Origin of the sequence: Flagellimonas sp. (assembly GCF_965222555.1) — a bacterium.
Taxonomy (GTDB): Bacteria; Bacteroidota; Bacteroidia; order Flavobacteriales; family Flavobacteriaceae; genus Flagellimonas.
In genome coordinates this window covers 479,102-503,358 of record NZ_CBDCUG010000005.1, presented here as the reverse complement: position 1 = coordinate 503,358, position 24,257 = coordinate 479,102, and the positions used below count along the sequence as shown (strand labels likewise).

At 38.6% G+C, this 24,257-nt stretch carries 27 protein-coding genes and 1 tRNA gene; 17 read left to right on the top strand and 11 right to left on the bottom strand.

Going from position 1 to position 24,257, the window contains the following annotated elements; translation table 11 throughout:
• Positions 1 to 24: 24 nt before the first annotated feature.
• Positions 25 to 465, bottom strand: coding sequence for a retropepsin-like aspartic protease (locus ACOQO1_RS10780; protein ID WP_420602882.1), 441 nt, complete (start codon positions 463 to 465; stop codon positions 25 to 27).
• 52 nt (positions 466 to 517) lie between these two features.
• Between ACOQO1_RS10780 and ACOQO1_RS10775 the strand changes: the two genes are divergently transcribed.
• The 11 genes from ACOQO1_RS10775 (at position 518) to ACOQO1_RS10725 (ending at position 7,494) form a co-directional block, all read left to right on the top strand.
• Entirely contained in the window at positions 518 to 1,093 is a 576-nt protein-coding gene (locus tag ACOQO1_RS10775; RefSeq protein ID WP_420602881.1) for a hypothetical protein, read from the top strand.
• A 4-nt stretch (positions 1,094 to 1,097) separates the two neighbouring features.
• On the top strand, positions 1,098 to 1,865 hold the full coding sequence (locus tag ACOQO1_RS10770) for a TatD family hydrolase (protein WP_420604328.1): 768 nt from the start codon (positions 1,098 to 1,100) through the stop codon (positions 1,863 to 1,865).
• Position 1,866: 1 nt separating this feature from the next.
• Positions 1,867 to 2,898 (top strand): asparaginase, encoded by a 1,032-nt coding sequence (locus ACOQO1_RS10765; protein ID WP_420602880.1) that lies wholly within the window; start codon positions 1,867 to 1,869, stop codon positions 2,896 to 2,898.
• A gap of 66 nt (positions 2,899 to 2,964) precedes the next feature.
• Positions 2,965 to 3,052 (top strand) — tRNA-Ser (locus ACOQO1_RS10760).
• A 78-nt stretch (positions 3,053 to 3,130) separates the two neighbouring features.
• Positions 3,131 to 3,865: a MotA/TolQ/ExbB proton channel family protein gene (locus tag ACOQO1_RS10755; RefSeq protein ID WP_420602879.1), complete on the top strand. Its 735-nt coding sequence runs from the start codon at positions 3,131 to 3,133 to the stop codon at positions 3,863 to 3,865.
• Positions 3,866 to 3,891: 26 nt separating this feature from the next.
• The gene (locus ACOQO1_RS10750; protein WP_420602878.1) at positions 3,892 to 4,329 is read left to right on the top strand and encodes a hypothetical protein; all 438 of its coding nucleotides are present in this window, start codon (positions 3,892 to 3,894) and stop codon (positions 4,327 to 4,329) included.
• 12 nt (positions 4,330 to 4,341) lie between these two features.
• Entirely contained in the window at positions 4,342 to 4,947 is a 606-nt protein-coding gene (locus ACOQO1_RS10745; protein ID WP_420602877.1) for an ExbD/TolR family protein, read from the top strand.
• A 12-nt stretch (positions 4,948 to 4,959) separates the two neighbouring features.
• Positions 4,960 to 5,442 carry an ExbD/TolR family protein gene (locus ACOQO1_RS10740; protein WP_420602876.1) on the top strand — a complete coding sequence of 161 codons (483 nt, stop codon included), beginning with the start codon at positions 4,960 to 4,962 and terminating at the stop codon, positions 5,440 to 5,442.
• 180 nt (positions 5,443 to 5,622) lie between these two features.
• On the top strand, positions 5,623 to 6,243 hold the full coding sequence (locus tag ACOQO1_RS10735) for an ExbD/TolR family protein (RefSeq protein WP_420602875.1): 621 nt from the start codon (positions 5,623 to 5,625) through the stop codon (positions 6,241 to 6,243).
• An 11-nt stretch (positions 6,244 to 6,254) separates the two neighbouring features.
• Positions 6,255 to 6,734 (top strand): ExbD/TolR family protein, encoded by a 480-nt coding sequence (locus tag ACOQO1_RS10730; protein WP_420602874.1) that lies wholly within the window; start codon positions 6,255 to 6,257, stop codon positions 6,732 to 6,734.
• A gap of 70 nt (positions 6,735 to 6,804) precedes the next feature.
• Positions 6,805 to 7,494 (top strand): porin family protein, encoded by a 690-nt coding sequence (locus tag ACOQO1_RS10725; protein ID WP_420602873.1) that lies wholly within the window; start codon positions 6,805 to 6,807, stop codon positions 7,492 to 7,494.
• On the opposite strand, the gene ACOQO1_RS10720 is transcribed toward ACOQO1_RS10725, so the two are convergent.
• The 6 genes from ACOQO1_RS10720 to pyrH all read right to left on the bottom strand — a co-directional run bounded on the left by ACOQO1_RS10720 (position 7,489) and on the right by pyrH (position 14,891).
• The gene (locus ACOQO1_RS10720) at positions 7,489 to 8,094 is read right to left on the bottom strand and encodes a hypothetical protein (RefSeq protein ID WP_420602872.1); all 606 of its coding nucleotides are present in this window, start codon (positions 8,092 to 8,094) and stop codon (positions 7,489 to 7,491) included. The genes ACOQO1_RS10725 and ACOQO1_RS10720 overlap by 6 nt on opposite strands.
• Positions 8,094 to 9,551: an RNA polymerase factor sigma-54 gene (gene rpoN / locus ACOQO1_RS10715; RefSeq protein WP_420602871.1), complete on the bottom strand. Its 1,458-nt coding sequence runs from the start codon at positions 9,549 to 9,551 to the stop codon at positions 8,094 to 8,096. The genes ACOQO1_RS10720 and rpoN overlap by 1 nt, the downstream gene beginning before the upstream one ends.
• Positions 9,552 to 9,593: 42 nt before the next feature.
• Positions 9,594 to 11,027: an asparagine--tRNA ligase gene (asnS, locus tag ACOQO1_RS10710; protein WP_420602870.1), complete on the bottom strand. Its 1,434-nt coding sequence runs from the start codon at positions 11,025 to 11,027 to the stop codon at positions 9,594 to 9,596.
• Between the two features lie 87 nt (positions 11,028 to 11,114).
• Positions 11,115 to 13,511 carry an efflux RND transporter permease subunit gene (locus ACOQO1_RS10705; RefSeq protein ID WP_420602869.1) on the bottom strand — a complete coding sequence of 799 codons (2,397 nt, stop codon included), beginning with the start codon at positions 13,509 to 13,511 and terminating at the stop codon, positions 11,115 to 11,117.
• A gap of 75 nt (positions 13,512 to 13,586) precedes the next feature.
• A complete protein-coding gene (gene frr / locus ACOQO1_RS10700) occupies positions 13,587 to 14,141 on the bottom strand; it encodes a ribosome recycling factor (protein ID WP_420602868.1) in 555 nt (184 codons plus the stop codon).
• 42 nt (positions 14,142 to 14,183) lie between these two features.
• Complete coding sequence (gene pyrH / locus ACOQO1_RS10695) at positions 14,184 to 14,891, bottom strand: UMP kinase (protein ID WP_420602867.1); 708 nt, start codon at positions 14,889 to 14,891, stop codon at positions 14,184 to 14,186.
• Between the two features lie 161 nt (positions 14,892 to 15,052).
• On the opposite strand from pyrH, the gene ACOQO1_RS10690 reads away from it, so the two are divergent.
• From ACOQO1_RS10690 to ACOQO1_RS10675, 4 genes are read left to right on the top strand one after another with little or no spacing between them, the layout of a single operon-like run.
• Positions 15,053 to 15,607, top strand: a complete 555-nt coding sequence (locus tag ACOQO1_RS10690) for an RNA polymerase sigma factor (protein WP_420602866.1) — start codon at positions 15,053 to 15,055, stop codon at positions 15,605 to 15,607.
• 1 nt (position 15,608) lies between these two features.
• Positions 15,609 to 16,406 (top strand): HEAT repeat domain-containing protein, encoded by a 798-nt coding sequence (locus ACOQO1_RS10685; protein WP_420602865.1) that lies wholly within the window; start codon positions 15,609 to 15,611, stop codon positions 16,404 to 16,406.
• A 46-nt stretch (positions 16,407 to 16,452) separates the two neighbouring features.
• A complete protein-coding gene (locus tag ACOQO1_RS10680) occupies positions 16,453 to 17,316 on the top strand; it encodes a DUF4097 family beta strand repeat-containing protein (protein WP_420602864.1) in 864 nt (287 codons plus the stop codon).
• 4 nt (positions 17,317 to 17,320) lie between these two features.
• Positions 17,321 to 18,136 carry a DUF4097 family beta strand repeat-containing protein gene (locus ACOQO1_RS10675; protein ID WP_420602863.1) on the top strand — a complete coding sequence of 272 codons (816 nt, stop codon included), beginning with the start codon at positions 17,321 to 17,323 and terminating at the stop codon, positions 18,134 to 18,136.
• Positions 18,137 to 18,206: 70 nt separating this feature from the next.
• Here the strand turns inward: ACOQO1_RS10675 and tsf are convergent, their stop codons facing one another.
• From tsf to rplM, 4 genes are all read right to left on the bottom strand, one after another.
• A complete protein-coding gene (gene tsf, locus ACOQO1_RS10670; RefSeq protein WP_420602862.1) occupies positions 18,207 to 19,031 on the bottom strand; it encodes a translation elongation factor Ts in 825 nt (274 codons plus the stop codon).
• A gap of 75 nt (positions 19,032 to 19,106) precedes the next feature.
• A complete protein-coding gene (gene rpsB / locus ACOQO1_RS10665) occupies positions 19,107 to 20,252 on the bottom strand; it encodes a 30S ribosomal protein S2 (protein ID WP_420602861.1) in 1,146 nt (381 codons plus the stop codon).
• A gap of 243 nt (positions 20,253 to 20,495) precedes the next feature.
• Positions 20,496 to 20,882 carry a 30S ribosomal protein S9 gene (gene rpsI / locus ACOQO1_RS10660; RefSeq protein WP_420602860.1) on the bottom strand — a complete coding sequence of 129 codons (387 nt, stop codon included), beginning with the start codon at positions 20,880 to 20,882 and terminating at the stop codon, positions 20,496 to 20,498.
• The gene (rplM, locus tag ACOQO1_RS10655; RefSeq protein ID WP_420602859.1) at positions 20,882 to 21,337 is read right to left on the bottom strand and encodes a 50S ribosomal protein L13; all 456 of its coding nucleotides are present in this window, start codon (positions 21,335 to 21,337) and stop codon (positions 20,882 to 20,884) included. Before rplM ends, rpsI begins: the two co-directional genes overlap by 1 nt.
• A 248-nt stretch (positions 21,338 to 21,585) precedes the next feature.
• Between rplM and ACOQO1_RS10650 the strand changes: the two genes are divergently transcribed.
• Both ACOQO1_RS10650 and ACOQO1_RS10645 read left to right on the top strand, forming a co-directional pair.
• The gene (locus tag ACOQO1_RS10650) at positions 21,586 to 22,194 is read left to right on the top strand and encodes a carbohydrate binding family 9 domain-containing protein (RefSeq protein ID WP_420602858.1); all 609 of its coding nucleotides are present in this window, start codon (positions 21,586 to 21,588) and stop codon (positions 22,192 to 22,194) included.
• A complete protein-coding gene (locus tag ACOQO1_RS10645) occupies positions 22,139 to 24,238 on the top strand; it encodes a DUF5916 domain-containing protein (RefSeq protein WP_420602857.1) in 2,100 nt (699 codons plus the stop codon). Before ACOQO1_RS10650 ends, ACOQO1_RS10645 begins: the two co-directional genes overlap by 56 nt.
• The last annotated feature ends 19 nt before the right edge of the window (positions 24,239 to 24,257 follow it).

Sequence of the window (24,257 nt, the reverse complement as noted above, 5' to 3'; positions counted from 1 at the left end):
AAGCTGCAAAATAAAGAACGGCCTTTACTTTTTTAAGTAAAGGCTTTTTTTATCATAATCAATCACAGCCTTTCCTTTTTTAAGGAGATCAGCTCCTATAATACCGTCTACAGGAAGAGAGTTGTGAGAGGTCAGGGCCTGGTTTACGTGCACCAAATCAAAAAGCACGATTTTTTGCTTCTTCTTTTTCCATTCCCCAATCTGGATTTTATTTTTAGAGGAAACCAAGGTTTCCATTTCAGTAGCCCCGGCCCCGGCAGCCTTGATTTCCGAAACCTCAGAGACCATTTTAAAAAGATCAATTTTATCCATACCAACACAAGTGTTGGATGCACCGGTGTCCAAAATAAACCTTCCTGAGACTCCATTGATCTTTGCCGATATTTCGAAATGGTTGGTTTCCGTGAGTACCAAGGGGATGCTCACGTAGCTTTTTAATTTTAAAAACTTTTTGAGGGATTTCATCAACTATTTTTCCTAAAGATAAACCTATTTTTGTGCTTAAACCATAAGTGTGATGAACAAGGTTTTCATATTGCTGTGTATTGCAACAATTGCTATTTCTTGTCATGAGAAGAAAAGTGAGGTTGATAAAGTTCAAATTATTGAAGATTATATTGGGGCTCTCAATGAAGGAGATCATGGTATTGTAATTGAATCTTTTTCAGATAGTGTCCGCTTAAATGAAATGGATTACAAAAGTGTTTTTTCAAAAGAAGATTATTATTCTCTGTTTCAATGGGATTCTACCTTTGTGCCAAAGTATCAGATTCTTGATATCGAACAAAAAGGAGAGGATGTTGAAATAAAGGTTTCCAAAAAGTGTACAAGAATTTTGTTTTTGAACGAAGAGCCGATTATCACAAAAGAACTGGTCAAGTTTAAGAGGAGCAAGATTTATAGTATTACGATTACGGATTATGAGGTTTTCAATGATGGGAAATGGAGTGGCAATAGAGCAAATTTGGTTTCATGGATAAAGACTCATCATCCTGAATTGGATGGTTTTTTAATTGATCAAAGCAAGAGAGGTGCTTTAAATTATTTAAAGGCTATTAATCTTTATCAAAATAATAAAAGTGAAGCCCAATAATCAGATGATAATTACAGATACACATACACATTTATATAGTGAGGCTTTTGATGAGGATCGCAATGAAGTGATTCAAAAAGCGGTGGATGCTGGAGTTCAGCGCTTCTTTATCCCGGCAATTGATTCTACATATACAGATGCTATGCTGGATTTGGAGTCACAATATCCAGAAAATGTCTTTTTAATGATGGGATTGCATCCTACCCATGTAAAGGAAAACTATAAAGAGGAATTGGCCCACGTGGAGCAATTGTTTTCTGAAAGAAGTTTTTATGCTGTGGGGGAAATAGGCATTGACCTTTATTGGGACAAAACTTTTTTAAAACAACAGCAGAAAGCATTTGTACATCAAATCCGATTGGCTAAGAAATATAAACTTCCCATTGTGATTCATAGCAGGGAATCGTTTGATGAGATTTTTGAAATACTTGAAATGGAAAAGAGCGATGATTTATATGGAATCTTTCATTGTTTCACCGGTACTTTAGAACAGGCACACAAAGCCATATCCTATAATATGAAACTGGGTATTGGTGGAGTAGCCACCTTTAAGAATGGAAAGATTGATCAATTTCTAAATGAAATTGATTTGAAACATATCGTACTTGAGACAGATTCACCATATTTGGCACCTGTTCCATATCGGGGAAAACGAAATGAGAGTTCCTATATAATAAAGGTATTGGAAAGGTTAGCAACAATCTATGGATTGACCATAGAGGAAATAGCGGCGATAACCACAAAGAATTCCAAAGATATTTTTGGTGTATAATATGAAGGACAAGACCAACATACTGCTTATTTATACCGGAGGTACCATCGGTATGATCAAGGACTATAAAACCGGGGCTTTAAAGGCGTTCAACTTTAAGGAACTGATAGCCAATATTCCGGAGTTGAATCAACTGGATTGTAAACTAAAAGGAATTTCTTTTGAGGAACCTATTGATTCATCCAATATGAATCCTAAACATTGGGCGACCATTGCCACGATGATTGAAGATAATTATGATCGTTATGATGGTTTTGTAGTGCTGCATGGTAGCGATACCATGAGTTATTCTGCCTCTGCACTCAGCTTTATGTTGGAGAACCTGGCCAAGCCGGTAATCTTTACAGGATCCCAACTCCCAATTGGAGATTTACGCACAGATGCGAAAGAGAATTTGATTACTTCCATCCAGATAGCCGCCTTAAAAGAAAAAGGCAAGTCAGTTGTGCAAGAAGTTGGACTATATTTTGAATACAAATTGTATCGTGCCAATAGAACAACAAAAATCAATGCAGAGCATTTTGAGGCCTTTGCATCTTTGAACCACCCACCTTTGGTGGAGTCAGGGGTGCATTTGAATATCCATTATTCAAACCTTTTTAAAAGACCGATAAAAAATAAACCCCTGCAGGTCCATAAAAACATGGATGATAATATTGCGGTACTAAAGTTGTTTCCTGGACTTAATGAATCAGTTTTGAATGCCATATTGGAGATACCTGGTTTAAAAGCACTGATTTTGGAAACTTACGGCGCAGGGAACGCTCCAATGGATGATTGGTTTTTGAATGGACTAAAAAAAGCGACCTTGAACGGATTACATATTATTAATGTTACACAGTGCTCTGGGGGTAGTGTTGCAATGGGGCATTATGAGACCAGTGAGAGGTTGAAAGAGATGCAATTGATTAACGGAAAGGATATTACGACCGAGGCAGCGATAACCAAAGCAATGTATCTATTGGGGAGTAAAGTTTCCGATGAGCTCTTTAAGACAATTTTTGAGACATCGCTCCGTGGTGAAATGCACTAAAATTAACGCCTCAAATTTCATTAACTAATTATTTTTTTGTTTATTGGGCGGCCTAACTATAACAATAGAGAGGTGGCCGAGTGGTCGAAGGCGCACGCCTGGAAAGTGTGTATACACCAAAAGTGTATCGAGGGTTCGAATCCCTTCCTCTCTGCTAGGTATTTTAATTTTTCAATTATAAAATTTTTATATCTTTAACATTATTAACTAACTAAATTTAAGTTTGAAAGAAATGAAAAAAATATCCTTTACTCTGGCTGCTGCCGGAATGTTTGTTTTGGGAACCGCAAATGCATCAGCAGCTATTTTACAAGACGAAGCTGCGGCCGAAGCCAGCAAAGGTTTCACTCAAGTATTGAAAGAACAGTTTATTCAAGGGGGACCTGCCTTCATGGGAATTGTATTGTTATGTTTGATCTTGGGATTGGCGGTTGCAATTGAAAGAATTATTTATTTGAACTTGGCAAGTACAAACTCTGCTAAGCTTAAACAACAAGTAGAAGATGCCTTGGCATCAGGTGGTGTAGAAGCCGCTAAAGAAGTATGCAGAAACACAAAAGGGCCTGTTGCTTCCATTTTCTACCAAGGGTTGGACAGAGCTGGTGAAGGATTGGAATCTGCAGAAAAAGCAGTTGTGGCCTATGGTGGCGTGCAAATGGGACAATTAGAGAAAAACGTTTCATGGTTATCTCTGTTTATCGCAATTGCTCCTATGCTTGGGTTTATGGGTACGGTAATCGGTATGATTGCGGCCTTCCAGAAAATTGCAGCTGTGGGTAACTTGAGTGCATCTTTGATTGCCGGTGATATTCAGGTAGCGTTATTGACGACCGTATTTGGTTTGATTACTGCGATTATCCTACAGATTTTCTATAACTATATCATTGCAAAAATCGATAGTATCGTAAATGACATGGAAGACTCCTCTATATCTTTAATAGATATGTTGGCGGCACACAAGAAATAATTACGAAATTAAAACTATCGAGAATCATGAATAAAATAATTAAAATAGTACTGATTGTCATAGGGCTGGTAGCTACAGTGCTATGGTTTGGTATGCCATCAAGTGATGACCCAGATGCAATAAATAGTGGTTCTATGAACTTTATGTTCTTGATCATGTATCTATTGCTGGCTATTGCTGTTGTGGCAACAGTATTTTTTGGACTTAAAAAGTTGCTTTCTACACCTGGCAGTCTTAAAAAGGCATTATTTGCTATAGGTGGTTTGGCAATTGTTGTAGCCGTTTCCTACGGACTTTCCTCTGGAGCTGAAGCAAAAGCAGTTGCAGATGCAATGGCTGAAAAAGGAGCAACTGAGAGTACAGTTAAAAATATTGGTATGGGATTGAATGTATTCTTTATCCTTACTGCTGTAGCTGTTGCACTCATGGTGTTGCCAGGCTTGAAAAAAATGTTTGTTAAGTAAAAACCTAAAGTTATGCCTAGAAGAAAAGGAGCACCCGAAGTGAATGCCGGTTCTATGGCAGACATAGCTTTCTTGTTACTTATCTTTTTCTTGGTTACCACAACCATTGAAACTGATGCGGGATTGGATCGTATGTTGCCACCTATGGAACCGCCAGAGGAGGATGTTGTGATCAAGCAAAAGAACATTTTTACGGTGAACATCAATAAAAATGGTCAACTTTTGGTTGAAGATGAACTGATGGATTTGAAAAACTTGAGGAAAGCTGCAATGGACTTTCTTGAAAATGGTGCGGATGGATCATGCAATTACTGCAGTGGAAGAAAAGACCCAGCATCATCTGATAATCCTACGAAAGCTATTATCTCTTTGAAAAATGACCGTGAAACAAAGTATAGTACCTATATAACAGTTCAGAATGAATTGGTAGGTGCTTACAATGATTTGCGAAATCGAGAGGCTCAAAAATCGTTTGGACGTGATTTCACGGATATGGAAGCAGAGTATCTGAATCCTGAAACACCGTCAAATGTTAGAGATGATTTAAAGGATAAAGTGAAACAGATTCAAGATAAGTTTCCACAGAAACTATCTGAAGCGGAAACAACAAGTAACTAAAGTAATTAACGTATGGCAAAGTTTGCAAAAAAGAAAGATGGCGATTTGCCTGCGGTTTCCACCGCATCGTTGCCAGATATCGTATTTATGTTATTGTTCTTTTTTATGACGGTAACTACGATGAAAGATAGTTCTTTGTTGGTTGAGAATACGCTTCCAAACGCAACTGAAATCAAAAAGTTGGAGAAAAAAGACCGAGTTATCTATATTTATGTAGGAAAGCCTACGCAAGAATATCAAAAGGTTTTTGGTACAGAACCAAAAATTCAGTTAAATGATAAATTTGCAAGTGTAGATGAAGTTGGTTCTTATATTTTGGCAGAGCGAGCCAAAAAACCACAAGAATTACAGAATGTATTAACTACTGCTTTAAAGGTTGATAGGGATGCCAATATGGGTCTTATTGCCGATATTAAACAACAATTAAGAGAAGTAAATGCCCTCAAGGTAAACTATACCACCTATGAAGGAAACGCTTTTAATAATTTGCAGTAGATAATAACTTAGATTTAGTGAAAACGTCCCCAATTATATAATTGGGGACGTTTTTTTATGCTCGTCCCTTTCATTTTTTTATGTCCAGCGCAATATAATGTTTTGGAATAGTTGTTGTGATTGATGTTGTAACCCTTTGGGTTATAACTGAATCATTAATTTCCAACAAAACATTTTATTATGGCTAGAAACAATGAGATTCCAGAAGTGAATGCTGGATCAATGGCAGACATTGCCTTTTTACTGCTGATTTTTTTCTTGGTGACCGCTACAATTCAGACCGATGTAGGTTTGGATAGAAAACTACCTCCAGAGGACACTACACCTCCTTTGCCTGTAAACGAACGGAATATCTTCAGGGTAAGTCTTAACAAGAACAATGAACTTTGGATTGAGAATGACCTTAAGCAGATTGAAGATTTAAAATCTGCCGCCATTGCATTTTTGGACAATGGAGGAGACACTTCGGTAGATAAGAACCACTGCAATTATTGCCAAGGAAATGGAAGCTCCGATGCTTCGGACAATCCAAAAGAAGCAATAATATCGCTTGCAAGTGACCGAGAGGCAACGTACGGTATGTATGTTATGGTGCAGAATGAACTTACAGCGGCATATAATGAACTCAGAAATAGGGAGGCGCAACGATTGTTCAACAGGGATTTTACGGAAATGGAAGACGCATATTATGATTCAAAAACTCAAGCTAAAGAGAAAGCAGAGTTGAAAAAGAACATATACCAAATACGGAATATGTATCCCATGAATTTATCCGAAGCGAAAACAAATATGAATCAGTAAAAGCAATCAACATGAAAAATTTTAGAAATAACAAGAATAAGTTGCCTGTCATTTCAACTGCGTCGTTACCAGATATTGTATTTATGCTCCTGTTCTTTTTTATGACCGTTACAACAATTAAAGATAATACGCTATTGGTAGATAATAATCTTCCCAATGCCACAGAGGTTAAAAAGTTGGAGAAGAAAGATAGGATAATTGAAATATTTGTAGGCAAACCAGCTCCAGAATTGGCAGCAGTATTAGGTTCGGAGCCAAAAATTCAATTGGACAATAAGTTGGCGAGCGTAAATGAAGTAAGTGCGTATATTTTATCTGAATTGGCAAAAAAACCAGAAGCCATCCGGAATTATGTGACCGTTTCACTAAAGGTGGACAAGGAAGTTAAGGTAGGTATTGTATCGGATATAAAGGAAGAGCTTCGAAAAGTGAACGTGCTAAAGGTCAATTATACTACCTATGAGGGTGATACTTCCATAAATGTGCAATAACATATAATAGCGTTGAGTGAAAAACAATCCAAATGCTTAATTTGGATTGTTTTTAAGTTATAGAATAAGCATGAAGAGCTTTTTGGTTTCATTAGTATTTGTTTTTTCCGGTGTGGGCTTAATTGCACAGGACAATTCTGGTAATTGGTCTAGCGCGGATAAATATCTTGAAGATCAGTTTTATGTTGGCTTGGGGTTTAATTTTTTACTTGAAAAACCTAACAATGTTGTACAGCGAAATCTATCCTACAATTTGCAAACTGGATTCATTAAAGATATACCGTTAAATAAAAGAAGAAACTTTGGATTGGGGTTGGGATTAGGTTACGCTGCAAATTCTTACTACAGTAACATAGAGGCAAGGGAAAGTGGTAATGAAATCACTTACGAAATTTCAAATGACCCGGAACTTGATCGAAGCAAATTTGAAACCCATACCGTCGAATTTCCATTTGAACTAAGATGGCGTACTTCCACAGTGGATGAATATAAATTTTGGAGGGTTTATGCAGGAGCTAAATTAGGCTATGTGTTTTCTGGAAGATCTAAACTGGTTAATGCCGAAGATACCATTGGTTTTTCAAATAAGGATATTCAAAAGTGGCAATACGGGCTTACAATTAGCTTTGGTTATAACACATGGAACTTACAGGCATATTATAGTTTAAACCCTTTGTTGGAAGATGGTGTAAGTTTGGAAAATGGAGAGTCTATAAATATTCGTCCATTACGAATTGGGGTGATTTTCTACATTTTATAGCCAGTATTTCAGAGTAATCAATTGGGAGCAAAACCCAATGAGGAAACCGATCAACAGCTCGGTTTTGCTATGGGCCTTAAGGTATAACCGGGATGAGGCCACAATACCTGTAAGCAATGTGAAGATGCTGATCGCCAACGTTATGTTGATTTCAAAATGGATGCTCAATCCGATCATGAACATCAATAAGCTTCCCATTCCCAAAAGGTGAATACTGATTTTAAACTTTAAAAAAAGTAGAATGAGGGCAGCTCCGGTTGCCGTTAAAAGACCAGTAAAAAAAAAGAAAAGTTCATGTACGTAATTATTGGGAATTACCTTGTACAAAATCATTAATAACAAGATGCAACTGATATAAAGTGGATATTTCCGTTCCTTTAGAGTGGGCAGGAAAATTGAATTTATCACCCCTAAATTCTTAAGAATAAGAAAGAAAATAATGGGAATAATCACTGTAAGAATAAAAATGGGAAGAATGTTTCCGCTCTGTATTTCCAGTGAGCTATACTTTGGGGTTACCATAAAATAAAGAACTGTACCTCCAATGGGAATAAACAAGGGATGAAAAATATAGGAGATGATGCTGAGAATATGGCGCATTAAATTTGCTTTCTTAACCTGGCTACGGGGATTCCCAACTGCTCCCTATATTTGGCAACTGTACGTCTTGCTATAGGGTAGCCACGTTCCTTTAATATTTTTGCCAATTTATCATCTGTCAAAGGCTTTTTCTTTTCCTCCTCGCCAATAACGGTCTCCAATATTTTTTTGATCTCTTTGGTGGAAACATCTTCTCCTTGCTCATTTTTCATGGCTTCGGAAAAGTATTCTTTTATCAATTTGGTGCCATAAGGCGTATCAACATATTTGCTGTTTGCAACTCGGGAAACGGTGGAGACATCCATATGAATCTGATCGGCAATATCCTTTAGGATCATTGGGCGCAATTTACGCTCATCCCCGGTTAAGAAATACTCTTTTTGGTAGTTCATGATGGTGCTCATGGTGATAAAGAGCGTTTGCTGGCGTTGTTTTATGGCATCAATAAACCATTTGGCGGCATCCAATTTTTGTTTGATAAAAAGGACCGTGTCTTTTTGCGATTTAGATTTTTCCTTAGAGTTTTTATAACCCTCCAGCATGTTGCTATAGTCCCTGGAAACATGAAGTTCAGGGGCATTTCTTCCATTAAGAGTAAGCTCCAGTTCGCCTTCAACAATTTTAATGGAAAAATCAGGAACAATATGTTCTATCATTCTAAGGTTCCCTGCATAGGAACCCCCTGGTTTTGGGTTGAGTTTTTCTATTTCTGATATGGCAGCCTTAAGCTCTTCTTCGCTTATGTGGTGTTTCTGTTGTAGCTTGGAATAGTGCTTTTTGGTGAACTGCTCAAATGATTTTTCCAAGATGGAGATAGCCAGTTCAACAGCCGGAGTCTTTTCTTTTCGTTTTAATTGAATGGTCAGGCATTCTTCCAATGATCTGGCTGCTACACCCGGAGGGTCAAGTTCCTGAACAGTTTTAAGAACACTTTCAATTTTATCCTCCTCTGCATAAATATTTTGGGTGAAGGCCAAATCGTCCATAATGTCAGATAACGGCCTACGGATATATCCACTTTCATCTACACTGCCCACCAAAAACTCGGCAATGGCCCATTCCTCGTCATCCAAATAAATGGTGTTAAGCTGGTTGATTAAATATTGGTTAAAGGAAGTGCCAGCGGCATAAGGAATGCTCTTTTCGTCATCATCAGGACTATAATTACTGGTCTGTGTTCTATAATCCGGAATTTCATCATCGCTTAGGTAATCATCTATGTTGATTTCATCCGCTGCAATGGTTTCACTATCCGCAGAATCATCGTAAGCATCTTCATAGCTATCATCCATTGAGTCACTTTCGGCCTTACCACTTTCTAGGGCAGGGTTTTCTTCAAGTTCCTGTTTTAAGCGTTGTTCAAAGGCCTGTGTGGGCAACTGAATCAACTTCATGAGCTGTATCTGCTGCGGCGACAGTTTTTGGGAAAGCTTAAACTGTAGATGTTGTTTTAGCATAAAGACTTACAATCTTCCTTTATATAAAATTAAGCATTCAATTTAAAACTCTGCGTTCTGGGGAGTCCTAGGGTAGGGAATTACATCCCTAATATTTCCCATGCCCGTGGCAAATTGAACCATGCGTTCAAAACCTAGTCCAAATCCACTATGGACAGCTGTTCCAAATCGTCTAAGGTCTAAGTACCACCAAAGTTCCTTTTCATCAATATCCAAAGCTTTGATTTTTTGCTGAAGCACCTCCAAGCGTTCTTCACGCTGTGATCCACCCACAATTTCCCCAATACCTGGGAACAGGACATCCATGGCGCGAACCGTTTTTCCATCCTCATTCAAACGCATATAAAATGCCTTTATGTTGGCTGGGTAATCAAACAAGATAACAGGGCACTTGAAGTGTTTTTCAACCAAAAAGCGTTCATGCTCACTTTGCAGGTCAGCTCCCCATTCGTTGATTGGAAACTGGAACTTTTTCTTTTTGTTGGGTTTGCTGTTTCGTAAAATATCAATGGCCTCGGTATAGGATACTCGTTTAAAGTTGTTTTCCACAACAAATTTGAGCTTTTCTATCAAAGGCATTTCCGATCGTTCATTTTGGGGTTTGGATTTCTCCTCATCTAAAAGACGTTTTTCCAAAAACTCCAGATCATCTTGACAGTTGTCCAAAACATATTGCAGAATCCATTTGATGAAATCTTCGGATAGGTCCATATTGGCATCAAGATCATAGAATGCCATTTCCGGTTCAATCATCCAGAATTCGGCCAAATGTCTTGAAGTATTGGAGTTCTCAGCTCTAAAAGTAGGGCCAAAAGTATACACCTTTCCCAATCCCATGGCATACGTTTCAGCCTCTAATTGACCAGATACGGTAAGATTGGTTTCCTTCCCAAAGAAATCCTGTGAATAATCAACTTCTCCATTTTCATCCAAAGGAGGATTCTTGGAGTCCAATGTGCTTACCCTGAACATTTCCCCTGCACCTTCAGCATCAGAACCGGTAACAATGGGAGCGTGCATGTAGTAAAACCCGTTTTGTTGAAAATAACTATGTATAGCAAATGACAAAGCGGAACGCACTCGCATTACTGCGGAAAAGGTGTTGGTGCGTACCCTCAAATGGGCTTTTTCCCTCAAAAATTCCAAAGAATGCTTTTTGGGCTGAATAGGATATGTTTCTGGGTCGGCTTCCCCATGAACAAAAATATCGTTAGCCTGAATTTCTATGCTTTGCCCCCTTCCCTGGCTTTCTACCAAAGTTCCGGAAATCTTTAGGGCGGCTCCTGTGGAGATTTGTTTTAGTAAGGCATCATCGAAATTCTCAAAATCCACAACGCATTGCAAATTATGTATGGTCGATCCATCATTCAATGCGATAAATCGGTTGCTTCTAAATGTTTTTACCCATCCGTTTACTTCAACTGTGTCTCCAATCGGCTGCTTTTTAAGCAGTTCTTTAATAGAATAAGAATTCATTTTAGGCTATCGTAAATTAAGCGGTAAAGATAGGTTTTTGGTGAAAAACGATAGCAATGGAACTAGGATTTATAACGGTGTAAAGTGCTATTTATCCTTGATATTATCCTCTTCTTTGGGTAAAATATCGATTTGTGGTTTTTTAAGCACTTCTTTGTTGGCTATGCTTCTTTCCAGAGAAAGAAGAAGGGATGGTAATAGGATTAGATTTGCCAACATGGCAAAAAGTAGTGTTGCCGAAACCAATCCGCCGAGTGCCTTGGTGCCTCCAAAACTTGAAATAATGAAGACCGAAAACCCAAAGAAAAGCACGATGGAGGTGTAGAACATACTCACACCGGTTTCACGAAGCGCTGCATAGACGGACCTTTTTATGTGCCATTTATGGGTGGCAAGCTCTTGTCGGTATTTAGCTAAAAAGTGAATGGTGTCATCCACCGAAATACCAAAGGCTATGCTAAATACAAGAATGGTAGAAGGTTTTATGGGGACACCCAAATAACCCATCAGTCCAGCGGTGATCACCAAGGGGAGAAGGTTGGGTACAAGGGATATAATGATCATTCTAAAGGACCGAAACAGATAGGCCATGAAGAGGGAAATAAGTCCAATGGCCAAAGCTAAAGACAATAAAAGATTTTTGACCAAGTATCTGGTGCCCTTTAAAAAGAGGAGTGCCTTGCCGGTCATAAAAACATTAAAGCGCTCGGAAGGAAAAATCTTTGCAATGGCTTGTTGCATGTCTTCCTCAATTTCTTCCATGCGCTCAATTTTCACGTCACGCATAAAAGTTGTTATGCGTGCTGTTTGGCCAGTACTATCTACAAAGCTTTCCAAAAGATCTCCATCATTTTGCGATTTTCGGGCCACATCCATGATAAATGTGTTTTCTTGGGATGTGGGCAACTGATAGTATTTTGGAATTCCGTTATAAAAAGCCTGTTTGGAATACTTTATCAAATTGACAAGTGATATAGGTTTGGAAAGTTCCGGAGTCTCTTCAATAATGGTCCCCAATCGGTCCATCCGCTTTAAGGTAGCAGGTTTTATGGCGCCATTCTTTCTTTCGGTATCCACCACAATTTCCATGGGCATAATGCCATCAAATTCTTCTTCAAAAAAGCGGATATCCTTAAAGTAATGCGTGTTCTTTGGTAAATCTTCTATTCTACTTCCAGTTATTTTTATTTGGTAGATTCCAATAATGCTAAGAATCAACACGCAAACAGTGGTGATATAAACAGCAATTCTATGGTGTCTCACCATGCGTTCCATCCAATTCACAAAAATGTCGATCCATTTTTTGTTCAAGTGCTTTAAGTGCTTGGTTTTGGGAAGCGGCATAAAGCTGTAGATAATAGGAATGATCAACAGGGAGAGAATAAAAATTCCGATGATGTTTATGGAAGCCACAATGCCAAATTCTTTGAGCAGGTCACTATCCAAAATAATAAAAGTGGCGAATCCCGAAGCTGTTGTAATATTGGTCATGAGCGTTGCATTACCAATTTTGGAAATAACACGTTGCAAGGATAGAGCCTGGTTTCCGTGTTTTTTGACTTCTTGCTGATATTTATTGATTAAGAAAATACAATTGGGGATTCCAATTACAATAATCAACGGGGGAATAAGGGCGGTCAAAATGGTGATTTCATACCTGAAAAGACCCAGTATTCCAAACGCCCACATTACTCCAATGATCACAACGACCATGGAAATGAAGGTGGCTCTAAAGCTCCTAAAAAAGAAAAAGAAAATAATAGAGGTGATCAATAGGGCTGCACCTATGAATATTCCAATTTCATCCACTATGGATTTAGTGTTCCATGTACGGATGTATGGCATTCCAGAAACCCTGACATCAAGATTGGTCTCTTCTTCAAAGTTTTTTACCAAATCTCCTAGGTCGTTCAGAATAAATTCATTCCTCACGGCTGTGTTCATAATGTCCTTATCCAAATAGGCTATGGTCTGTATGGTGCCACTTTCGGCATTATAAATAAGATTGTCGTAAAAAGGAAGTTCTTTGAATAGGTGGTTTTTTAATTGTTCAACCTCATCTTTGGTTTTAGGCGGATTTTTCACAAAATATTCCATGACAAACTCTTGCTTGTCATTGTCCTTGAGCAAAACCTTGAGGTTGTCCGTAGATACTACAAAATCTATTTCTGGAAATGCTTCCAGCTGTTTGCTTAGCTTATTCCAGCGATTGAACTTACTTGGGGTAAAGAGCGATGAATCTCTAATGGCCAGGACTATGGCATTTCCTTCTTCACCAAAAATATTCTTAAAAGCATTGTATTGAACGGTCGCAGGATGGTCATCGGGAAGTATGTTTGCCTCGGTGTTGGAAAACTGCATATTTTTCCACTGAAGCCCCAGAAAGACCGTGAAAGCAGCAACTCCTAAAAGAATCAGGATTCTGTTCCTTAAAATAATACGTGCGACCTTGGGCCAAAATCCTTGAGTGAGCTTTGCTACCATGTGGGTTTTGTTGCGCGCAAAGGTAAAAAATGATTATCGGTGTTCCTAGAGAAAGCGAACCGATATATCGTAAGATTATACCTTCATGATTTCGGCTTCTTTAACCGAAAGAATGGCATCTACCTTTTTGCTGTAGGTATCGGTAAGTTCCTGAACATCTAACTCGGCATTTTTTTGTCGGTCCTCAGATATTTCAAGTGCTTTAAGTTCTTTATTGGCTTCTTGTCTAGCGCTTCGGATACTGACCTTGGCATCTTCTGCCTCTCCTTTGGCCTGTTTTACCAATTGTACTCTGCGCTCCTCTGTTAACGGAGGAACATTGATAATAATCATTTCGCCATTGTTCATAGGATTGAATCCCAAGTTGGAATTCATAATGGCAGTTTCAATATCTGGAAGGATATTCTTTTCCCATGGCTGGACCGAAATTGTCCTGGCATCGGGGGTATTTATATTTGAAACTTGTGAAAGTGGGGTAAGGGAACCGTAATATTCTATCATAACAGTGGATAGCATTACAGGGCTTGCTTTACCGGCGCGAATTTTAACCAAGGCTTTTTCCAAATGGGAAATGCTTCCATCCATGCTTTCTTTAGCACTATCAAGTATAAATGTTACTTCTTCTTCCATAATTTTAAAAATTTAATAAACGGAATCAAGACGTATGCCAATCTATATATTGACTACGGTTCCAATATTTTCTCCAGATACTATTTTCATCAAATTTCCTCTTGTGTTCATGTCAAAGACCACAATGGGAAGCTCGTTTTCTTGACTTAAGGTAAAAGCCGTGGTGTCCATCACTTTTAATCCCTTTGACAGCACATCGTTAAAGGATAAGCTATCAAATTTAGTAGCGGTTTTATCTTTTTCCGGATCAGAAGTGTAAATACCGTCCACCCGTGTTCCCTTCAGGATAACGTCGGCCTTTATTTCAATGGCCCTTAAAACGGCGGCGGAATCTGTAGTGAAATAGGGATTCCCTGTTCCTCCACCAAAAATGACCACTCTACCTTTCTCTAGATGCCTAATGGCCCTTCTTCTTATGAAGGGTTCTGCAACTTCGTTGATTTTAATGGCGGATTGGAGTCTTGTTTCCACCCCTTGAATTTCCAATGCGCTTTGTAAGGCCAATCCGTTGATAACGGTAGCCAACATGCCCATATGATCTCCTTGTACGCGATCCATTCCTTGACTGGCACCAGACAAACCTCTAAATATGTTGCCTCCACCTATCACAATGGCTACTTCAACACCTTTTTCAATAACGCCCTTAATGTCTTCCGCATACTCTGCTAACCGTTTAGGGTCAATACCATATTGCTGTTCGCCCATTAGGGCTTCGCCACTTAATTTTAGTAAAATTCTCTTGTATTGCATTGAGGATATTTGAAGTCCGGACAAAAATAATCAAAATTATTTATGGCGAACGACTGAAAAAAGAGATCGTTGAGGAATATCATGATTAAAAAAATCATACATTTTGTAACCTTTTACAAAAACAAAAGTATATCCTTCAAACAGCCAAAAATAACATTCAATTGCAAAACCTAACCGATAATACATTAATGCTCAAAGTGAAGAATGGCGATGTGGACAAGTTGGGATTGTTGTATGAAAGACATAAAAAAACACTCTTTGGTTTTTTCTACAACCTTGGAAACAATCCATCGGTAAGTGAAGATTTGGTGCAAAATGTTTTTGTAAGGGTTTTAAAATATAGAACATCCTATTCCGGTGAAGGCTCTTTTGCAGCGTGGATGTATAGAATGGCCAGAAATGTGAATTATGATTATCATAAAAAGGTGTCCAGGCAAAATATTTCTATTGGAGTATCACCGGAAGATGTGAAAGTAGGGGTAGAGGATTATCAAATTGATGGATTTGAAAAGGAGGGGAACAAGGTCTTATTGCGACAAGCGCTGTCACTGTTACCGGATGATAAAAGAGAATTATTGGTGTTGAGCAAATACAGAGAACTGAAGTTTAGTGAAATCGCCAAAATTGTTGGATGCACGGAAGGAGCGGCCAAGGTTAGGGTGCATAGGGCACTTAAGGATTTAAGAACGATTTTTTTACAATTGGAAATTGCATGAAATGATGAATAAAGAGGAGTTTGAAACAAGAGCAATGGATTTTATGTCCGGGCATATGTCTGAGGATGAAAAAAGAAGCTTTGGACATTTTCTAGATGAGAATCCGGAATATGCAACTGAATTTGAAAAGTTGATAAACACATGGAAAATGGTTGATGCCTTGGAAACTCCGGAGGCATCTGAGAAAATGGATGAAATTTTCTTTGCCATGCTCTCCAAGGAAGTTGAAAAAACCAACAAGAAGAATGTTTGGGAAACTTTAATAGAAGGATTTTCAACGATTCTAAGGCCCCAATTGGCTTATGGTATGATATTGTTGGGAATTGGCTTTGGAGTGGGGTATTATATGAATCTAGAAGGCGAATCCAAGAGTACCGAAATCGTAGTGTCAAATGAAGAGACAGCAGGCGTGAGGCAAAAGTTGGTGTTGACACTTCTGGAGCAGCCCTCTGCAAACCAAAGATTACAAGGGGTGAGCGAAGCAAACAAATTTGAAGGTGTAGATGAGAAAGTAATCAAAGCTTTGTTGCAAACTTTAAACCGTGACTCCAATGTGAATGTGAGGTTAGCGGCTGTAGAGTCTTTGACCAATTATGTTGATAATCCATTGGTGCGACAGGGATTGGTGCAATCCATTCCCAATCAGGAGTCGCCAATTTTGCAAGTGACCCTGGCCAATTTAATGGTAGCTCTGCAGGAAAAATCATCCATTGAACCTTTTAAAGCATTGTTGCAAGAAAAGAAGTTGGATACCACGGTACAGAAAAAAATCAAAAATTCTATAGAATCCATTATCTAGATAAATCAATCATTAATCAAATTACGAACAGTCAAATTTTATAAAGATGAAACAGTTAATTATCATGGCATGTGTTGCCTTATTGATGGGAATGGCAAATTCAAGTGCCCAGCAAAAAAAGTTTACGGAAGTAATTAAAAAGGAAATTTCATTTTCCGAAACATCGGAGAACAGTGTAATAATCAGGAATATTTTTGGGTCCATTTCCGTTGAAGGATATAATGGGAACAAAGTTTTGGTGGAAGTGGAAAAAACAATCACTTCGGATGATACGGAAAGTCTGGAATTGGGAAAACAAGAACTTCAACTAAAGGTTATTCAGGATAAAAAAGGTGTAATTCTGCACCCTGATGCACCTTATATGGAGTTCGATAAAAACAATCTGAGGTATAATTGGTGCAACAATAATGAAGAACTTCCTTACGACCATAGATTGGATTTTAAGGTAAAAGTGCCCTATACCGCCCAAGTTGATGTGGGTACAGTGAATGATGGAGAGGTTTTGGTGGAGAACACCAAGGGAAGTTCAATTAAGGCCCGAAACATAAATGGAGGCATCACATTGACCAATGTTACTGGGAAAACACTGGTAAATTGTATAAATGGGCCAGTAAATATCTCTTATGCCGACAACCCTGTAAGTTCATCTGAGTATTATTCCTTAAATGGTGACATTAATATTTCATATCAAAAGGCGTTATCGGCAAATATTTCCTTTAAAAGCATGAATGGTGAAATGTTCACAGATTTTGATATTACAAAACAGTATATGAAAACCCGAAAAAATTCAAGCGATGGGAATAAACCAAAATATAAATACGAAGCCAGGCCAATGGTACAGATTGGAAATGGTCAGGTGGATTTTGATTTTGAAACACTGAACGGAAATGTATTCATCAAAAAAATATAAAGTCATGAAAAACTTCAAATTAGGTATAGTATTGATTGTGTCACTTTTAATGTTTGATTTATCTGCGCAAGAAACGAGCATTGATTTATTCTCAATTCCGTTAAGTGATTCTTCTGCTCCAGGAAAGTTGGTTATAAACCAGCTTTCAGGGTCAATAGATGTAGTGGCGTACGATGGAAAAGAGGTTGTGATAAAGGCTTCTTTTGAGAATAAGAAAGAGCACTATGGAAAAGACCACAAGCGGAATGGGATGAAGAGAATTGAAAACTCATCTTTGGACATCAGTGCTGAGGAAAAGAATAATGTGGTCCGTGTAATCAACGAACAATGGAATAGGCCTACTAATTTACAGGTAAAGGTCCCCAAAGATTTTTCCCTTAAACTTTCAACAGTAAATGATGGTAATATTTATGTGAAAGGTGTAAGAGGTGAAATGGAAGTTAGCAATGTAAATGGTGAGATTACCATGGAATCAATAAGTGGTTCTGCTTCCACGGATACGGTAAATGGAGATATCAAAGTAGATTTCAACAGCATAACCGGTGATGCAAACATGGCTTTTAGTAGTTTAAATGGAGATTTGGATATTACTTTTCCCAACTCCTTAAAGGCCGATGTTAAAGCGAAAACGGATATGGGTGAAATTTATACAGATTTTGATATGCAAGTTTCGGCTAATCAGCCAGAAGTGAATAAAAATAATTCTTCAGGGACCTATAAGGTTAAGATAGAGCAGTGGGTAAGAGGGAAGATCAATGGGGGAGGACCTGAAATGTTGTTCAAAACATTTAATGGAGATATCTTGATCAAATCAAAATAGAGAAAATTTATAGCTACAAAAAAACCGCTACTTTAAGTAGCGGTTTTTTATTTGATTTTTATGCTTTTGACTATCCCAAAGCTACCCTTGAAAATCCGGTAACCTCTAAATTAGAGTCTACAGATTTTACATACTGGGCAACGCTTTGCTTACTATCTTTGATAAAAGCTTGGTTTACCAAAGTGTTGTCTTTGAAGAAACGCTTTAATTTACCTTTAGCAATATTCTCAAGCATAGCTTCTGGTTTTCCTTCTTGACGCAACTGATCTTTGGCAATCTCAATTTCTTTGTCAATAACAGATTGGTCAACACCTTCCTCGTTAAGTGCAACTGGATTCATTGCAGCAGCTTGCATAGCAACATCTTTTGCTGCAACTGCAGCTCCATCAACTGAGGCTGATAAACCAACCAAAGTGGCAATTTTGTTACCAGCATGAATGTAAGAACCTACAAAAGGAGCGTTCAACTTTTCAAAACCTCCAATTTCAATTTTCTCACCAATTACACCAGTTTGTTCGGTAAGTTTTTCCGCAACGGTCATTCCGTTGAATGAAGCAGCTAAAAAAGCATCTTTATTATCAAAACCTAAGGCTAGGTCTGCCAAATCGTTAGCAAGAGCAACAAAGCTCTCGTTTTTAGCAACAAAGTCAGTTTCGCAATTCAAAGAGATGATTACTCCAGTAGAGTTATCTGCGTTTACTTTTGCAATGGCAGCACCTTCAGAGGAATCTCTATCCGCTCTTTTGGCAGCTACTTTCTGACCCTTTTTTCTTAGGATTTCTATTGCTTTATCAAAATCACCATCAGCCTCAACCAAAGCTTTTTTACAATCCATCATTCCAGCTCCGGTGGTCTTTCTTAATTTATTTACTTCTGCGGCGGTAATCTTTGCCATTTTTTCTCTTTTTAAATTTATTAAGGTGAAACACTGTTAAGGCGTTCCGTTTTTATAATATGATATAAGTGTTGATTATTCAACACCCCCTTTGGCGTTATCTTGCCATTCTTTTAATTCGTCCCACTTACCATCAGCAGCCATTTGGGCTTGTTTTGGCCAGGATGTTGGATCCAAATGAGCCATTCTTGAACTAGCCTCTGTCAAGATTTCCTTGATTTTTTCTGGATCGGCTTTGGCCAACTTGGCAAAAGTATCGATGCCAGCAGCGACTAAGGCTTCAGCGGCTTTTGGTCCAGCACCCTCAACCTTTGTTAGATCGTCTGCTTTGGCAGCAGCTTTCTTGGCTTTAGGCTCTTCTTTGGTTTCAGCTTTTTTCTCAGTAACTGGCTCTTCCTTTTTTTCAACAACAGGTTCAGCCACTACTTCCTTAACAGGAGCTTTTTCTTCTTTGGCAGGCTCTTTTTTGGCCTTGGCAGGAGCTTCCTCTTTTGCTGCGGGAGCCTCTTTTGCTTCAGCTGCTTTTTCGTTTTTACGCTCTGCCAAACCTTCGGCTACCGCTTTGGTAACTTCAGTCATAATGGCTTCAATGGATTTACCGGCATCATCATTTGCTGGAATCACATAGTCGATTGGCCTTGGGTCAGAGTTGGTATCCACCATTGCAAAAATTGGAATGTTCAATTTTTGGGCTTCTTTTACCGCAATATGCTCGCGCATGGTATCTACAATAAAAATTGCACCTGGCAAACGGGTCATATCTGCAATGGAGCCTAAGTTTTTCTCCAATTTCGCACGCAAACGGTCAACTTGCAATCTTTCTTTTTTAGAAAGGGTGTTGAACGTACCATCTTTCTTCATGCGATCAATGGCAGCCATTTTCTTAACAGCTTTACGGATAGTAACAAAGTTGGTCAACATACCACCTGGCCATCTTTCAGTGATGTAGGGCATGTTTACATTGGATACTTTTTCAGCAACAATATCCTTTGCTTGTTTTTTTGTGGCTACAAAAAGAATTTTTCTTCCCGATGCAGCAATTTTTTTAAGAGCCTCGTTGGCTTCTTCAATTTTTGCTACAGTTTTGTAGAGATTGATTACGTGGATTCCGTTACGCTCCATGTAGATGTAAGGAGACATGTTTGGGTTCCACTTTCTTGTTAGGTGTCCAAAGTGCACACCTGCTTCCAATAAGTCTTTGACTTCAATTTTACTTGCCATTTTTTTGTAATTAGTTTACGTTCCGTTGTAGTAGCAATGGATCGGTGGTTGCAAATTTTGCGCGCCCTATCCATTTAGATGCTAAACTAAATTCCAAAAAGTCGATTTTTTTTGCTCTTTGGAACAACGACAACTTGGTTAAAAATTTAACCCTGAAATTTTTCAGGGTTTTCAATGAACTTAATCCTAAAACAAGTCTAGGATATTTTTATAATAGATACTGAAAGTAAATCCAGTATAATATTAACGTTTAGAGAACTGGAATTTCTTACGGGCTTTCTTCTGACCGAATTTCTTTCTCTCCACCATTCTTGGATCTCTGGTCAATAAACCTTCAGGTTTAAGGGCAGCTCTGTTTTCTTCGTTGATTTCGCACATTGCTCTTGACAATGCCAAACGAACAGCTTCGGCCTGACCTGTTATTCCTCCTCCGTATACATTCACTTTTACATCGTAACTGTCCTCAGTGTCGGTCAATGCAAAAGGTTGCTTTACTTTGTATTGTAATGTAGCAGTTGTAAAATAATCCTTTAGATCTCTTTTGTTTATAGTGATGTTTCCTTTTCCTTCAGAAACATAAACTCTTGCTACGGCAGTTTTTCTTCTACCAATCTTATGAACCACTTCCATTATTTGTAGTCGTTTAAGTTTATTGCCTTTGGTTTTTGAGCCTCTTGACCGTGCTCGGCACCAACATATACTTTTAGGTTTCTGAACAAATCTGCTCCTAATTTATTTTTAGGAAGCATTCCTTTTACAGATTTTTCAACGATTCGTTCCGGATGCTTTTCCAACAACTCTTGAGCCGTAGTGGAACGCTGTCCACCTGGATAGCCCGTATACCTTGAATAGGTTTTGTCGGCCCATTTGTTTCCGGTCAAATTGATTTTCTCCGCGTTGATAACGATTACATTATCGCCACAATCAACATGAGGGGTAAAATTGGGCTTATGTTTTCCCCTAAGCAACTTAGCTACTTTTGATGCCAATCTTCCCAGCGTTTGTCCCTCAGCGTCAACCAACAACCATTGTTTGTCAACGGTCGATTTATTGGCAGAAATAGTCTTATAACTTAATGTGTCCACTTCTAGAATATTATTGATTTAAATACCTATCCCGATAAACGGGCTGCAAATGTACAATTATTAGATTGAATTACAAATGGTTGATTGGGAATATTTTTTACTTTTTCTATTTGACCTGCAAAGTTAAAATATAGGAAGGGTTCTTTGGGGCTAACTGTTAAAAAATAACCTAAAATCATAGGTTAGTGTAACTCTTCCTGTTTTTTAAGGTCTTTAGGGTAGTTGATCAAATCAAAAAACGGATAAAAGTGAAAAATCTAATCATTTTCTTCACACTTATTTTCTTTGCTATCAATACCAATGCACAGGATTCTACCCAAGTGATTCCAAAAAAGATTTATGTGACCAAATCAATAGGGGAGACTTTGCCTCCGATGGTGGATGGACTTTTAACGGATGAGGCATGGAACCTTGTGGAATGGGCAGGCGATTATATCGAATTTCAGCCTGATGAGAATACCCAACCCAGTGAGCGGACCAGGTTTAAAATTGTGTACGATAGCAAGAACCTATATATAGGTGTAAGATGTTATGATGCTGAACCGGACAAAATTGTGAAACGATTGTCAAGAAGAGATGGTTTTGAAGGTGATTGGATTGAGTTTAACATAGATAGCTATCACGACAAAAGAACTTCATTCTCCTTTAGCGTAACTGCAGCTGGTGTAAAAGGAGATGAGTTTGTATCCAACAACGGTAATAATTGGGACGAAAGTTGGAATCCCATATGGTATACCAAGACCAATATTGATGAAGAGGGTTGGACCGCTGAATTACGAATCCCCTTGAGTCAACTCAAATTTGGTAAAGGAGAAAATCAAGTTTGGGGGCTACAATCCACCCGAAGGTTTTTTTAGAGCCGAAGAACGTTCACTCTGGCAACGAAAACCAATTGACACCCCGGGCTGGGTGAGTGAATTTGGAGAACTGCACGGATTAAAGAACATTGAGCCACAAAACCAGTTGGAGATTCAACCTTATACTGTTACAAGTGCTGAAACCTATGAAGCTGAAGATGGAAATCCCTTTAGGGATGGCAGTGAAAATGATATTACCGTAGGACTTGATGCCAAAATTGGCGTTACCAATGATCTTACACTTGATTTAACTGTGAACCCAGATTTTGGCCAAGTGGAGGCTGACCCTTCTGCCATTGCTTTGGATGGATTTCAAATATTTTTTCGGGAACAGCGGCCCTTTTTTGTAGAGAACAAGAACATTTTTGACTTTAGGGTTTCACAGTCTGAAGCAGGGGATACTTTTGGTTTTGACAATATATTCTACTCAAGAAGAATTGGAAGAAGTCCGCAGGGGTCACCTGACACTGGAGATGGTGAATTTGTGGACCAACCGGACAATACTCCCATTATTGGTGCGGCTAAGTTTAGTGGTAAAACCAAAAATGGCTGGGCTATTGGAGTTTTGGAAAGCGTTACCGCAAAAAAATATGCGCTGATACGCAATGAAGCAGGTGAAGAACGTAGAGAAGTAGTGGAACCATTGACCAATTACTTTGTGGGAAGACTGCAAAAGGATTTCAATAATCGAAATTCATATATAGGAGGAATCTTTACAGCTACAAATCGTGATAATTTGACCCAAGAACTGGATTTTCTTCATAAATCTGCTTTTACAGGGGGAATAGATTTTAAACATCAATGGAATGAACGTGATTGGTACGTTGGCGGTAATATTACCTTTAGCCATGTGAGTGGGAGTGAAGAGGCTATAAAACACACACAAGAATCAATAACGCATCTTTTTCAGCGTGTTGGGGCAGATCACGTAGAATTAGATTCCACCAGGACCTCTTTGACCGGGAGTGGGGGTAACATTCAAATAGGCAAGGTGGGTAATGGACATTGGAAATTTGAATCTGGAGCAACATGGCGCTCCCCAGAATTGGAACTGAACGATATCGGTTTTCAAAGACAGGCGGATGATATTCGTCACTACACATGGATTGGCTATCAAACCTTAAAACCGGATAGCACCTTTAGAAGAGTGGGAATCAACTACAACCATTGGAGCGCATGGGATTTTAATGGAAACCATAATGTATTGCGGTTTAACACAAACAGCTGGCAAAACTGGAAGAACAATTGGTTTTCCAACTTGGGGATTACGTTTACGGCTATGCAATATTCCAATTTTGCGTTAAGGGGTGGTCCAAGGTTGAGACAGTCCCCAGGAATCAATATGTGGAACAGTGTTAGTACGGACAGAAGAAAAAAAATGAGTTTCAGTATGTTTCAACGAACGAGCAGGGCATTTGACAATTCAAATAGGTTTTACTATGTTGAGGCCGGAGTCACCTATCAGCCCATAAATGCGTTGCGTGTTTCTGCTTTTCCATCGTTGAGCACTAATAACGATAAACTGCAGTTCATTGATAATTTTGATGATGTAAACGGTTCGCCAAGATACCTTAATGGGCATATCCAGCAACGAACCTTGAGTATGTCTTTCCGCTTAAACTATACTATTAATCCCAATTTGACCATTCAATATTGGGGCCAACCTTTTATTTCTAGAGGGCGTTATTCCAACTTTAAAAATATTGTCAATCCTGTTGCCAAACACTTTGATGACAGATTTCAACTGTATGATGAAAGTCAAGTTTCGTTTGCGGATGATACCTATTCCATTGACGAGGATGTAAACGGAACCGAAGATTTTAGTTTTGACAACCCAGACTTTTCTTTTGTTCAGTTTCGGTCCAATTTGGTCATACGTTGGGAATATATACCAGGGTCTGAGATTTTTCTGGTTTGGTCTCAGGATGTTTCGCAGGATGGGGATCCTTCGGATGGATTATTGTCAAGCTTGGGCGACAATATCTTTGGTCAAAAACCTCAGAACATCTTCCTCTTAAAAGCTACTTATCGTTTCGTATTATAAGTATGTTGCCTTAACCATT